Consider the following 12,225-nt stretch of genomic DNA (forward strand, 5'->3'; position numbering starts at 1 on the left):
CGTCCCCTAAACGATCAGCGACAGCGGCAGGATCAGCGCGATGGCGACCACCGAGATGAGCGTCTCCATCACCGACCAGCTCTTCAGCGTCTGCCCGACCGAGAGCCCGAAGTACTCCTTGACCAGCCAGAACCCGGCGTCGTTGACGTGCGAGAAGAACAGCGACCCGGCGCCGATCGCCAGCACCAGCAGCGCGCTGTGGGACGGGTCCATGCCCGCGGCCAGCGGGGCCACGATGCCCGCCGCCGAGACGGTCGCGACCGTGGCCGAGCCGGTGGCCAGGCGGATCGCCACCGCGACCAGCCAGCCGAGCAGCAGCGGGGACAGGTTCGCGTCCTTGGCCAGGCCGGTGATGACGTCGCCGACGCCGGCGTCGACCAGGGTCTGCTTGAACCCGCCACCCGCGCCGACGATGAGGATGATCCCGGCGATCGGGCCGAGCGAGTCACCGACCACTGTGGACAGTTTGTCCCGGCCGAGTCCGGCCGGGCGGCCGAGCAGGACCATGCCCACCAGGACCGCCGCGAGCAGCGCGATCAGCGGGTCGCCGACGAAGTCGAGGATCTTGCGGGCCTGGTTGTCCTTGGCCAGCAGGATGTCCGACAGCGCTTTCGCCAGCATGAGCACGACCGGCAGCAGCACCGTCGTGAGCGTCGCGGCGAAGCTCGGACGCGGCTTGTCGGTGTCGGCGCGTTCCGGGATCAGCCGTTCCGGCGGCGCGGCGTCCGGCACCAGCCGCGCCGCGAGCTTGCCGAACAGCGGGCCCGCGACGACCAGCGTCGGGATGCCGACGAGCAGGCCGAACGCCAGCGTGATGCCGACGTTCGCGTTCAGCGCGCCGGCCGCGGCCAGCGGGCCGGGGTGCGGCGGGACCAGCCCGTGCAGCACCGAAAGCCCGGCCACCGCGGGAATGCCCAGCAGCATCAACGGTTTCCCGGTGCGCTTGACCGCGAGCAGCACCACCGGGATCAGCATGACGAGCCCGATCTCGAAGAACATCGGCAGCCCGATCAGGGCCGCGACGAGCGCCATCGCCCACGGGAGCGCGCCGCCGCGGGCCCGGCCGAGCACGGTGTCGACGATCTGGTCGGCGCCGCCGGAGTCGGCCAGCAGCTTGCCGAGCATCGCACCGAGGGCGATCAGGATGCCGACGGACGCGACCGTGCTGCCGACGCCGGTCGTGAAGCTCTTGAGCAGCTTGTCGACCGGCATCCCGGCGGTCAGCCCGAGCGTGAGCGAGCCGAGAACCAGCGACAGGAACGGGTGCAGCTTCACCTTCGTGATCAGCACGACGATGACGGCGATCGCGACGACGGTCGCGATGATCAGGCGCGTGTCGTGGCCGGTCCAGCCGGCGGCGAGGACGGCGTTCACGCGTGCTCCCGGAAGGCGGCCAGCGCGGCTTCGGTGATCTCGGCCGGCGTGCCCCCGGTGTTGTCGAAGACGGCCCCGGCCTCGTCCGGCTCCAGGGGTTCGAGGTCGGCGAGCTGGGAGTCCAGCAGCGACACCGGCATGAAGTGGCCGGTGCGCGTCTTCATCCGCTCGGCCAGCTGTGCGCGGTCGCCGTGCAGGTGCGCGAACCAGACGTCGCCGCCGGTGCGCAGGACGTCGCGGTACCGGCGCTTGAGCGCGGACGACGTCACGACGCCGCCGGAGGCCTCGTGTTCGCGGATCCAGCCGGCGATGGCCTCGAGCCAAGGCGCGCGGTCTTCGTCGGTCAGCGGCGTGCCGGCGGTCATCTTGTCGATGTTGGCCTTCGGATGGAACGTGTCCGCTTCCGCGTACTCGACGCCGAGGGCCTCGGCGAGCGCCGTGCCGATCGTCGTCTTCCCGGAGCCTGACACCCCCATCACCACGATGACGGTCATCCGCACCTCCCACTTCGTTGTGCCCAGGCGAGTCAAACTTAAAAGTACTACTTATTCAAGATGAAGTACTACTTAATCGAATCAGAGCGCTATGTTGATCAGGTGAGGCACGAGCAGGTCCTGGATGCCCTGGGCGCGGCGATCGCGAACGGTTCCCTGGAACCGGGCACCGTGCTGCGCTCGGAAGACCTTCAAGAACGCTTCGGCGCTTCGCGAACCGTGGCCCGCGAGGTCGTCCGCGTGCTGGAAACGATGCAGCTGACCACCAGCAAGCGCCGGGTCGGGGTGATCGTCCGCGAGCCGGCGGCGTGGAACCACTACGACCCGCGGCTGATCCGCTGGCAGCTCGACGGCCCGGCCCGCCCGGCGGCGCTCGCCACGCTGAACGAACTGCGTTCGGCGATCGAGCCGTGCGCGGCGCGGTTCGCGGCCCTGCGCGCGACGCCGGAGGAGCGCGGCCGCCTGGGCGCGCTGGGGGAGCGGCTGGCGCGGACGGCCCGGGCCCGTGACCTTCCGGCGTTCCTCGAGTTCGACATCGCCTTCCACGACCTGCTGCTCACCGCGTCCCGGAACCCGATGTTCGGGCAGCTGTCCGAGGTCGTCGCGGAGGTGCTCACCGGGCGGACCGGGCACGGCCTGATGCCGCCGGAGCCGCAGCCCGAGGCCGTCGCGCTGCACGCCGAGGTGGCCGCGGCGGTGGCCGCCGGGGACGCGGACCGGGCGGAGCGGGCGATGCGCGACATCGTCGTCCAGGCCCGTGACGAGATCGCCGCCCTGGTGGCCGAGGGGCCTTCCGAGGGCGAGTAGCCTCCGCGGGAGAACTGGACTTTCTTTCCGCCGGGGGGCACGGGTGAGCGCGGCGCGCGCGATCGGACTGGTGTTGGGCGTGGCGGCCGACGGCGCCCTCGGCGACCCCCGCCGCCGCCTCCCGGTGACGGCGTTCCGCCGGCTCCCGCACCGCTCGGGCGTCCTCGTCGCGGGCGCGCTCGTTGTGGGCGGGACGTTGCTCGAGCGGGCGAGCCGCGGCCGCCCCCTGGCGCAAGCCACGGCGACGGCGGTGACGACGTGGGCTGTCCTCGGCGCGGCGGGCCTGGCCCAGCAGGGCACGGAACTGGCCCGCGACCTGGAGGAGTGCCGCTTCGAGCCGGCGCGCGCGACACTGTCCGAACTGGACCCCCGGGTGGCCGGCGGCCTGGGCGCGATCGCGCTGTCCCGGGCCTCGGTGGAGACGCTGGCGGAGAACACGTCCGACGCGGTGGTGGCCCCGCTGGTGTGGGGCGCGCTGGCGGGCGTGCCGGGCTTGCTGGGCGCACGGGCGGTGAGCTTGCTGCGCCGATCCCGCGCGGGCCGCCGCGGCCACTGGGCGGTGGACCGTGCCGACGAGCTGGTCCACCTGCTGCCCACCCGCGTGGCGGCGGCCTTGACGGTGGCGGCGGCCCCGGTGGTCGGCGGCTCGGCGGGCGGCGCCTGGCGGGCGTGGCGCCGCGACACGATCGCCCACCCGAGCCCGAACGCGGGCCGCGTGGAGGCGGCGTTCGCCGGCGCGCTGGAAGTCCGCGTCGGGGGCCGGACGGTGTACCCGCACGGCGTGCTGGAGCTGCCGGTGCTGGGGGTGGGCCGGAACCCGGACGCGGGACACGTGACGCGCGCGGTGGAGCTGTCCCGGGTCGTGGGCTGGCTGGCCGGGGCGACCTCGGTGGTGGTCGCCGTGCTGACGGGCTTCCGGCGCCGGGATCTGTAACTCTCCCGCGTATCGACGAGCGTAGGCAAACGTTTCGCCGAAAAACTGGGAGGAACCTTGCGGTACAAGCACATGGCGGCCGGCGTGGTCGCCGCGAGCCTGCTCACCCTCGTCGTCACCGGGACCGCCGAAGCCAAGGACCGGCGCTGCGGCCCCACCTACGAGCAGGACGGCTTCGGCAGCCTGGGCACGCCGTTCACGCTGAAGTCCAAGCACGACGACGACGGCCCCGCCGGGTCGCCGTTCGTCGTGGGGGAGGAGTTCGAGATCCACACCAACGTCGCGGGCCAGGTCTGGACCATCACCTTCGCCGACAACGGCAAGGTCTTCTTCACCGGCGACGACGTCTCGGCGACCACGGGGATTCGTGAGCAGCACCCGACCGCCAACCAGCCGGGCGTCACCCAGCACATGACGGCGGACGCGCTGAACCACACCACCGGCGAGACCATCCACGGCTTCCTGGACGTGCTGCCGGTCCCGCGCTGCGGCGGCTGAACCGCACGCCGCGGCTGGGGTCCCTCAGCCGCGGCGGCGCAGCTGCTCCAGGGCCTGCGCGTCCAGCGGCCCACCCCGCTCCGCCAGCCGGGCCCCGATCCGCTCCCGGTCCTCCGCCGTCCGGTTCCCGCCGAACTTGAACTTCGCCCTGACCCCGGTGACCGTGAACTCGATCCCGCGGATCCCCGGCAGCAGCCGCCGGTCGGGCGCGTCCGGGGCGGCGCTCACCGGCGCCCGTGAACCGTCCGGTTCGAAGTGCCGCAGCTGCTCGTCGAGCAGGGCCGCCTTCGCCGCCGGGTCGTCGACCAGCCGGACGTCCCCTTCGAGCTGCACCGTCGCGTAGTACGACGTCGGCACGCCGTAGGCCGGGTCCGCGGTCGCGTTCCAGTCCGCGCGGATGTACGTGTAGTCGCCGATCACCGTCAGCAGGGCCCGCGGGTGCTCCTCCAGCAGCGGCCAGATCGGGTTCGGGCGGGCCAGGTGGGTGACGATCGTGCGGTCGCCGTCGAACGCGAAGTGCGCCGGCGTCACCACCGGCAGGTCGCGGCCCCGGCCGCCGGCGATCAGCTGGCCGAAGTCGTGCCCGGACAGCCACTCGCGCCACTCCGGGTCGGAAGTGGCGGCGTCCCACGGGTGGATCAGCATGACCCGAGTATCACCCGGGCAAGTGGCCTCACCGCAGGGCCATTTGCGGCCTACTTCTGATGGCCACTTTCGGCGAGCTCGTCTTCCGCGAGGATCTCCGCGACGGACTTCCGGCGCGAAGGGGCTTCGGACGCGTCCAGCGCACCGCCCGGCTTCAGCTCGCGGACCGTGAAGTACAGCCAGCCGAGCAGCGCCATCGCGCCGAACGCGATCCACTGCAGCGCGTACGACAGGAACGGCCCCGAGTCCGTCTGCGGCAGCGGCAGCGCGCCGAGCACACCGGGCTGGCCGGCGTCGAGCTGGAAGTAGCCCGGCCGGATGTCGAGCCCGCCCGCCCGCGCGACCACCCGGGAGTCGACGACGTAGCTCTGCAGCCGCCCGCCGGTCGAGGCGTCGGCGAACGCGTCGCGGTGCTTCGGGTCGGTCTCGTCCGCCCGCACCCGCGCGGTGACCTGCACGGTCCCGGCCGGCGGCGGCGGGTACGGCGGCACGGCCGACTTGCTGTCCAGGGGAACGAAGCCCCGGTCGATCACCACGATCGTGCCGTCGGTGGTCCGCATCGGCGTCAGCACCTCGAAGGCGCCTTCGCCCTGGACGGTCCGCAGCCGCGCGACGACTTCCTTGTCCGGCAGGTACTGGCCGGTGACGGTGACGAGGTGCCACTCGGTGTACCGGCCGGGCACGCTCCCGGGCGGCAGCAGCTGCGCCAGCGGCACGGGGGCCGCGGTGAACGACGTCTCGAGCGCGGCGTTCTGCTGCTCGCGCTCGGTGTTCCGGCCGAACTGCCACGGCGAGAGCAGGGTGAAGCAGCAGATGGCGAAGGTGAACACCACCGCCGTCAGAGCCAGCCACCCGGGCCGGAGCAGGAACCGCAACCGCACCCCACCACGGTAGCCCGTGCCCCCGGCGGGCCTTCGCGGGCTGTGACCGCTACCTCCGCGAACGCACCCAATCCAGCAAACCGGGCACCGAGCGTTCGATCATGCCGAGGACGTCTTCGAAGCCGTCGTCGCCGCCGTAGTAGGGGTCCGGGACCTCGGCGTCCTCGGGTGCCGACGGGTCGAACGACCGCAGCAGCCGCACCTTCGCCGGGTCCTCGACCCGCGACCGCAGGAACTCGAGGTGCCCCTCGTCCGCGGCCAGCAGCAGATCGGCGGCGAGGTCCTCGCCGGACACCTCGGACGCGACGTGCGCGGTCGGGTAGCCGTGCGCCTTCAGCGTGGCACGGGCCCGCTTGTCGGCGGGCTCACCGGCGTGCCACGGACCGGTCCCGGCGCTGGTCACCCGGACGGAGTCACCGAGCCCGGCGTCGTCGAGCCGGGCCCGGAACACCAGTTCGGCCATCGGGGAGCGGCAGATGTTGCCGGAGCAGACGAAGACGATGTGCGTCACGCGCCGAGGGTAACCACCGGGTTCGCCTGGTCACCCGTCCGCCTGACGTGGCCGGGGTCAGCAGGTGACCGGTCACGTGGTTCTGGGCGGTGGAGGCTGCCCGGCTTCGACGGGAGAGGCGGGAGTTCGGATGGGCGCGATGCCCCGCGGCCCCATCGACCCGCGCGAAGGCTGCTCGCTTGGCTCGCCGCGGTCGGGTGGAGTGGGTGCGATGCCCGGGCCCGGCAGGCGGCGCATGGAGGCTGGCCCGCTCGGCCCGGAGGGGCGCGCGTTGGAAGGGCGCGATGGCCCGCGGCCTATCGGCCGGCACGCGTGGAGACTGCTCCCCGCGCGCGGGGCGATGCCCTCCGCGGCCTGGTAGGCGGGCGCGAACGTTCCTTGCTTGGCTCGCTGCAGTCGGACGGGGTGGGTGCGATCCCCGCAGCCCGGCAGGCGGCGCGCGTGGAGGCCGCCCCGTTTGGCCCGGGAGTTCGGATGGGCGAGATGCGCCGCGGCCCCATCGACCCGCGCGCGGAGGTGACCCCCGCCATCAGCCTGGCGATAACCCGCCCCACCAAGCATCCCCCGCCGCGAGCACCACCCTCGAGCGCCCCGAGCGTAACCACCGCATTCACCCGGTCACCCGCCCACACGGCGGTATCCGCGGCCCACGGCGCCCACTTAGCGTCGATCGGGCGAGGACGCGAACCGGAAGGAGAGCGATCATGCACGGGTGCTGCTCGAAGTGCACCGGCCAGGGCTGCGGCTGCTGCGGCAACTGCAACTGACCGTTCCCGGCGCCCGCGGCGGCCTGGTGCCGCCGGGGCGCCTCCCGTCCCGGGTCAGGGGTGGTAGTACTCCGCGATCCGGGTGACCACGTCGCCTTTCGCCGTGATCTTGACCGCGTACAGGCTGTCCGGGGTGGTCGCCAGGAACTCGGCGCGGGTGCACGGGTTGGCGCCCGCACCGTCGGAGCCGATGGCGAGGCCCGCGGCCGCCGACGCGCACCAGCTGCCGACTCCCGTGAAGATCTGCACGTCACCGGCCAGGACCGCCTTGTGCGCCGTGCCCGGGACCTGTTCGGCGATGCGGCCCTGCTCCTCGGCCTTGACGAACCGGGCGTCCGTCCACTCCACCCGGCCGTCCGGGTGGATCGCCGTCACGATCCCGTCCGCCGAACCGGCACCGCCCAGTACGAACACGCCGGCCGCGACCAGCGCCGCGACCGCACCCACCGCGGCGATCATCCACTTCGTCCTCGTCACGCCGTACGGACGCTCGTGGCGGCCGCGGGTTGCGCAGGCCCGGACCGCTGTCACCGTGACGAGCAACGACCGAAGGCGCACGGCTCCCGACCGTGCATGCGAAAATCACCGCGTGCCCGCCCTTTCCGAAGTCATCTCCGTGCTGGAACAGGCTTATCCGCCCGAGCTCGCCGAGTCGTGGGACGCCGTCGGCCTCGTCTGCGGCGATCCGGCCGAACCCGTGCGCCGGGTGCTGTTCTGCGTCGACCCGGTCGCCGAGACCGTCGACGAAGCCGTCGAACGCGGCGCGCAGCTGATCGTCGCGCACCACCCGCTGCTGCTGCGCGGCGTGCACGGCGTCCCCGCCGACTCCGCCAAGGGCGCCCTCGTGCACCGGATGATCCGCGAAGGCATCGCCCTCTACTGCGCGCACACCAACGCCGACTCCGCCGACCCCGGCGTCTCCGACGCGCTCGCGGAGGCGATCGGGCTGCGCGTCACCGGCCCGCTGGAACCGAAGGCCGACGGCGTCACCGGCATCGGCCGCCTCGGCGAACTGCCCGAGCCGGAGCCGTTCGCGGTGTTCGTCCAGCGCGTCGCCGACGCCCTGCCCGCGACCGTGCCCGGCGTGCTCGGCGCGGGTGACGCCGGCCGCCCGATCCGCACCGTCGCGGTGTCCGGCGGGGCCGGGGACTCCTACCTGAAGCAGGCCACCGAGGCCGGCGTCGACGCCTTCGTCACCGCGGACCTGCGGCATCACCCCGCCGGCGAGCACCTCGCGGGCCGCGGCCCGGTGCCCGCGCTGGTCGGGTTGACGCACTGGGCCAGCGAGTGGCCCTGGTGCGGGCAAGCCTCGGCGCTCGTGGCGCGGGCCTTTGCGGGTAACGTCGACGTTCACGTCTCCACGCGGCGCACCGACCCGTGGAACGTCCGCGCCGAGCGCACATCGATTTAGAGGAGCACCGTGAAGGCCGAACCCGCCGTGCAGCGCCAGTTGCTCGAGCTCGCCAAGGTGGACGCCGAGCTCTCGCGCACCGCGCACCGCCGCCGCACCCTGCCCGAGCTGGCCGAGATCGACGCGGGGGAGAAGACCGCCCGCGAGCGCCGCGACGCGCTCGTCTCGGTGGAGACCGCCGCCTCCGACCTCGACCGTGAAATCGCCCGGCAGGAGAAGGAGATCGAGTCGGTGCGCGCCCGCGAGGACCGCGACCGCAAGCTCCTGGCCTCCGGCTCGGTGAACTCGAAGCAGATGACCGACATCGAGCACGAACTGCAGTCGCTGGAGCGGCGCCAAAGCGCGCTGGAGGACGACCTGCTGGAGCTGATGGAGCAGCGCGAGGCCCTCGGCCTGGACGCGCAGCGCACCGGCGCCGAGGTCGACAAGGCCGAGGCCGAGGTCGCCGCCGCGATCGCGCGCCGCGACGAAGCGTTCAAGGACCTCGACACCACCCGTGCGCGCCGCGAAGAAGACCGCGTGAAGCTGGTGCCGCGCTTCCCGGAGCCGCTGCTCAAGCTGTACGAGCGCGTCCGCGAGCACAAGGGCATCGGGGCCGCGCTGCTCCGCGCCCGCCGCTGCGGCGCCTGCCAGCTGGAGCTGGACCGCAACACGGTCAACGAAATCAAGGCCGCGCCGGAGGACGACGTCATCCAGTGCGAGAACTGCGGCGCGATCCTGGTCCGGACCTTGGAGTCGGGTCTGTGACGTCGCATGTCGTGGTCGAAGCCGACGGCGGCTCGCGGGGCAACCCCGGTCCCGCCGGCTACGGCGCCGTGGTGAAGGACAGCGATGGCCAGGTCCTCGCCGAGCGCAAGGAAAGTCTCGGGGTCGTCACCAACAACGTCGCCGAGTACAACGGCTTGATCGCCGGCCTGGCCGCCGCGGCCGAGGTCGGTGCGTCCACTGTGGACGTACGGATGGACTCGAAGCTCGTGGTGGAGCAGATGTCCGGGCGCTGGAAGATCAAGCACCCGGACATGCAGCCGCTGGCCGAGCGGGCCAAGGAGCTGGCCGGGGGCTTCTCCCGCGTCAAGTACGAGTGGATCCCGCGCGCGCAGAACTCCCACGCCGACCGGCTGGCCAACGAGGCCATGGACGCCGCGACCGGCAAGCCCGCGGCCGGCCGCCCCGGCGCCGCCACGGCCGGCCGGGCCAGCCGGGTCGCCCGGCAAACCGTCGTTCGCGGACCCGCCACGGCCGAACGGGAACCCAGAGCCGCGGCCGACCCGCCGAAGCTGCCGACCCGCAAGCCCGACCGCGCGGCGGTGCCCTGGACCGGCGCCCAGGGCACCCCGACCCGGCTGCTCCTGCTGCGCCACGGCCAGACCGAGATGTCGGCACTGCGCCGCTACTCCGGCCGCGGCGACGTCCCGCTGACCGAAGTGGGCCGCACGCAGGCCGCCGCGGCCGCGAAGCGGCTGGCCGCGATGGAGGGCCTGGTCGTCGACGGCGAGGCCGTCCCGATCATCTCCTCGCCGCTCACCCGCACGAAGCAGACCGCGCAGGCCGTCGCCGACGCGCTCGGCGGCCGCGTCGAGACCCACCCCGGCCTGATCGAGACGGACTTCGGCGAGTGGGAAGGCCTGACGTTCGCCGAAGCGGCCGACCGCGACCCCGGACTGCACCGCTCCTGGCTGGGCGACAGCGCGGTGGCGCCGCCCGGCGGGGAGAGCTTCGAGGTCGTCCACCGGCGTGTCCGCAAGGCCCGCGACGAGCTCATCGCCGAGCACGGCGGCCGGACGTTGGTGCTGGTCAGCCACGTGACGCCGATCAAGACCCTGCTCCGGATGGGCCTCGACGCCGGCCCGCAGCTGCTGTTCCGGCTGCACCTGGACCTGGCGTCGCTGTCGATCGTCGAGTTCTACCCCGATGGGAACGCGTCGGTCCGCCTCGTCAACGACACCTCGCACCTGGCCTGACCGGCGCTGAGATATTTACAGAAGTGTGGGGCGGATCACGCTCGACCCCGACGCCTGGCGGACCCCGGATGGGGTATTGGCTACAGTGTCTCGACCGCGTCGCCGCGGTGTCGGGTCCGGCCTCCGGGTCCAGCAAGGGGGCGCCGGCTCGCGCGTATCCCACCGGCAGAAGCCTGCGGGCGGAACAGTGACGAGGACATGACGGCTAGCGCACTCACCGAGACCTCCCCGAGCGACGTCCCCGAGGACCCGGCCACCACCACGGCCGCCCGCGGCTGGGGCGCGCGCCTGGCGCCGGTGCTGGCCGTGCTCGCCGGTGTCGCGGCCGTCGCCGTCCACGCGACCCGCTACGGCCACTGGATCGTCGACGACGCCGCCATCACCTTCTCCTACGCCCGCAGCTTCGCCGACGGCCTCGGCCCGGTGCTGCAGCCGGGCGCGCCGCCGGTCGAGGGCTTCTCCGACCCGACGTGGATGGTGCTGCTCGGCCTCGGCAAGCTCGTCGGCCTCTTCGACCAAGGCGCCCTCTTCGGCCTCCCGGACTACGTGCTGTTCCCGAAGGCGCTGGGCCTGCTGTTCACCGGCGGCGTCCTGACGGCCTGCCACATCGCCGCGAAGCAGATCTTCACCCGCTTCGCGTGGCTGGCCACGCTGGTCGTCGGCCTGACGCTGGCGACGATCCCGTCGTACGTCATCTGGGTCGTGTCCGGCCTGGAGAACTCGCTGTTCGCGTTCGTCGTCGTCACGCTGGGCGTGACGCTGTTCGTGTCGGTGCGGCGGGACAAGCTGCTGACGCCGAAGGTCGCGGTGTGGGCCGGGGTGCTGGTGGCGTTCGCCGCGCTGACCCGCCCGGAAGGCCTGATCTACGCGGGCGCGTACCCGCTCGCGGCGCTGTTCCTGCTTCGGTCCGGGCTGTTCTGGAAGAGCTTCCGGCTCGCGCTGCTGTCGGTGGCGGCGTTCGCCGTGCCGTTCGGCGCGTACGTCCTGTGGCGGCACTCGGAGTTCGGGCGGCTGCTGGCCAACCCTTCGGTGGCGAAGCAGCAGGGCCTGCCGGGGTTCGACGCGGTGAAGCGGCCGTTCGAGCTGGTCGGCTACGCGGGCTGGGCCGGCGTGATCGCGCTGGCGCTGGTGATCGTGTTCGCGCTGGTCAAGGCGCCGTGGCGGCGTCCGTTGATCGCGCTGCTCGTGCCGCTGGGGCTCGGGATCGTCGCCTACGGCGTGATGGTCGCCGACTGGATGTACCAGCACCGGTTCGCCAGCCCGATCTGGCCGCTGGCGGTCATCGCGGGCACGCTCTCGGCCGGTGAGCTGCTGCGCCACCGGCGGGCGCTGCTGCGCGTCGGCGTCGTCGTGGTGCTGGTGGGCGCGTTCGTCCCGTCGGCCATCGGGTTCGCGGCCGCGGCGGACAAGTTCGCGAAGAACCCGAACATCACGGCGTGCCTGGTGGCCGACCGCTTCGGCCGCGGCTTCAACACCTACGCCGACATCCTCGGCGTGCAGAAGGCGTCGCTGCTGCTGCCGGACCTCGGCGGCTCGTCGATGACCAGCCGGCTCGAGCTGGTCGACATGGCCGGCCTGGTGAACAAGCCGATCGCCGACCTGGTGCACGAGAACGACCTGGCGGGCCTGCGCAACTACGTGTTCGACACGGTCAAGCCGACGTTCATCCACTCGTGGGGCCCCTGGGCGGCGGGCAACGGGATCGCGCTGGACCCCCGCCTCGACCGCGACTACGTGCTGATCTACAGCTCCCCGATCGAGGGCCTCCGCAACGGTGACTGGGTCCGGCGTGACGCGGTGACGGACCCGGCGAAGCTGAAGGCGGCCCAGGAGTACGCGGCGAAGACGATCCCGGCCGTGGCGGCGGACCGCTTCGGCGGTCCGCTGGACGACTGCGGCGCGACGATGAAGCCGGGCCAGACGATCACGACGCCCAGCTGAG

Annotated in this window: 13 protein-coding genes; 7 read left to right on the forward strand and 6 right to left on the reverse strand. The window is 72.8% G+C overall.

Going from position 1 to position 12,225, the window contains the following annotated elements; translation table 11 throughout:
• Positions 1-6 precede the first annotated feature (6 nt).
• Positions 7-1,374 carry a gluconate:H+ symporter gene (locus AB0M30_RS07420; protein WP_364581088.1) on the reverse strand — a complete coding sequence of 456 codons (1,368 nt, stop codon included), beginning with the start codon at positions 1,372-1,374 and terminating at the stop codon, positions 7-9.
• On the reverse strand, positions 1,371-1,868 hold the full coding sequence (locus AB0M30_RS07425; RefSeq protein WP_364581089.1) for a gluconokinase: 498 nt from the start codon (positions 1,866-1,868) through the stop codon (positions 1,371-1,373). Before AB0M30_RS07425 ends, AB0M30_RS07420 begins: the two co-directional genes overlap by 4 nt.
• A gap of 60 nt (positions 1,869-1,928) precedes the next feature.
• On the opposite strand from AB0M30_RS07425, the gene AB0M30_RS07430 reads away from it, so the two are divergent.
• The 3 genes from AB0M30_RS07430 to AB0M30_RS07440 are packed head-to-tail and all read left to right on the forward strand — an operon-like array spanning position 1,929 to position 4,107.
• Complete coding sequence (locus tag AB0M30_RS07430) at positions 1,929-2,675, forward strand: FCD domain-containing protein (protein ID WP_364581091.1); 747 nt, start codon at positions 1,929-1,931, stop codon at positions 2,673-2,675.
• A gap of 43 nt (positions 2,676-2,718) precedes the next feature.
• Positions 2,719-3,609: a cobalamin biosynthesis protein gene (locus AB0M30_RS07435; RefSeq protein WP_364581094.1), complete on the forward strand. Its 891-nt coding sequence runs from the start codon at positions 2,719-2,721 to the stop codon at positions 3,607-3,609.
• A gap of 57 nt (positions 3,610-3,666) precedes the next feature.
• Positions 3,667-4,107: a hypothetical protein gene (locus AB0M30_RS07440; RefSeq protein ID WP_364581097.1), complete on the forward strand. Its 441-nt coding sequence runs from the start codon at positions 3,667-3,669 to the stop codon at positions 4,105-4,107.
• A 24-nt stretch (positions 4,108-4,131) separates the two neighbouring features.
• On the opposite strand, the gene AB0M30_RS07445 is transcribed toward AB0M30_RS07440, so the two are convergent.
• From AB0M30_RS07445 to AB0M30_RS07460, 4 genes are all read right to left on the reverse strand, one after another.
• Positions 4,132-4,752 carry an FMN-binding negative transcriptional regulator gene (locus tag AB0M30_RS07445; protein ID WP_364581099.1) on the reverse strand — a complete coding sequence of 207 codons (621 nt, stop codon included), beginning with the start codon at positions 4,750-4,752 and terminating at the stop codon, positions 4,132-4,134.
• Positions 4,753-4,802: 50 nt separating this feature from the next.
• On the reverse strand, positions 4,803-5,633 hold the full coding sequence (locus AB0M30_RS07450) for an SURF1 family protein (RefSeq protein WP_364581101.1): 831 nt from the start codon (positions 5,631-5,633) through the stop codon (positions 4,803-4,805).
• A 49-nt stretch (positions 5,634-5,682) separates the two neighbouring features.
• Positions 5,683-6,144, reverse strand: a complete 462-nt coding sequence (locus AB0M30_RS07455; RefSeq protein ID WP_364581104.1) for a low molecular weight protein-tyrosine-phosphatase — start codon at positions 6,142-6,144, stop codon at positions 5,683-5,685.
• Positions 6,145-6,965: 821 nt separating this feature from the next.
• The gene (locus AB0M30_RS07460; RefSeq protein ID WP_364581106.1) at positions 6,966-7,388 is read right to left on the reverse strand and encodes a hypothetical protein; all 423 of its coding nucleotides are present in this window, start codon (positions 7,386-7,388) and stop codon (positions 6,966-6,968) included.
• A 112-nt stretch (positions 7,389-7,500) separates the two neighbouring features.
• Here AB0M30_RS07460 and AB0M30_RS07465 point away from each other — a divergent pair, with 112 nt between their 5' ends.
• From AB0M30_RS07465 to AB0M30_RS07480, 4 genes are all read left to right on the forward strand, one after another.
• Positions 7,501-8,322: a Nif3-like dinuclear metal center hexameric protein gene (locus AB0M30_RS07465; RefSeq protein ID WP_364581108.1), complete on the forward strand. Its 822-nt coding sequence runs from the start codon at positions 7,501-7,503 to the stop codon at positions 8,320-8,322.
• 9 nt (positions 8,323-8,331) lie between these two features.
• Positions 8,332-9,069, forward strand: coding sequence for a C4-type zinc ribbon domain-containing protein (locus AB0M30_RS07470; protein WP_103340571.1), 738 nt, complete (start codon positions 8,332-8,334; stop codon positions 9,067-9,069).
• Positions 9,066-10,283, forward strand: coding sequence for a bifunctional RNase H/acid phosphatase (locus tag AB0M30_RS07475; protein ID WP_364581112.1), 1,218 nt, complete (start codon positions 9,066-9,068; stop codon positions 10,281-10,283). Before AB0M30_RS07470 ends, AB0M30_RS07475 begins: the two co-directional genes overlap by 4 nt.
• Before the next feature lie 198 nt (positions 10,284-10,481).
• Positions 10,482-12,224, forward strand: a complete 1,743-nt coding sequence (locus AB0M30_RS07480) for a hypothetical protein (RefSeq protein WP_364581115.1) — start codon at positions 10,482-10,484, stop codon at positions 12,222-12,224.
• Position 12,225 lies beyond the last annotated feature (1 nt).

The organism is Amycolatopsis sp. NPDC051716, from assembly GCF_040681595.1.
GTDB lineage: Bacteria > Actinomycetota > Actinomycetes > Mycobacteriales > Pseudonocardiaceae > Amycolatopsis.

Excerpts from the sequence above, each read along its gene's own strand:
- AB0M30_RS07480 (WP_364581115.1), top strand. The coding sequence starts at position 10,482 with ATGACGGCTAGCGCACTCACCGAGACCTCCCCGAGCGACGTCCCCGAG.
- AB0M30_RS07430 (WP_364581091.1), top strand. The coding sequence starts at position 1,929 with ATGAAGTACTACTTAATCGAATCAGAGCGCTATGTTGATCAGGTGAGG.
- AB0M30_RS07445 (WP_364581099.1), bottom strand. The coding sequence starts at position 4,752 with ATGCTGATCCACCCGTGGGACGCCGCCACTTCCGACCCGGAGTGGCGC.
- AB0M30_RS07425 (WP_364581089.1), bottom strand. The coding sequence starts at position 1,868 with ATGACCGTCATCGTGGTGATGGGGGTGTCAGGCTCCGGGAAGACGACG.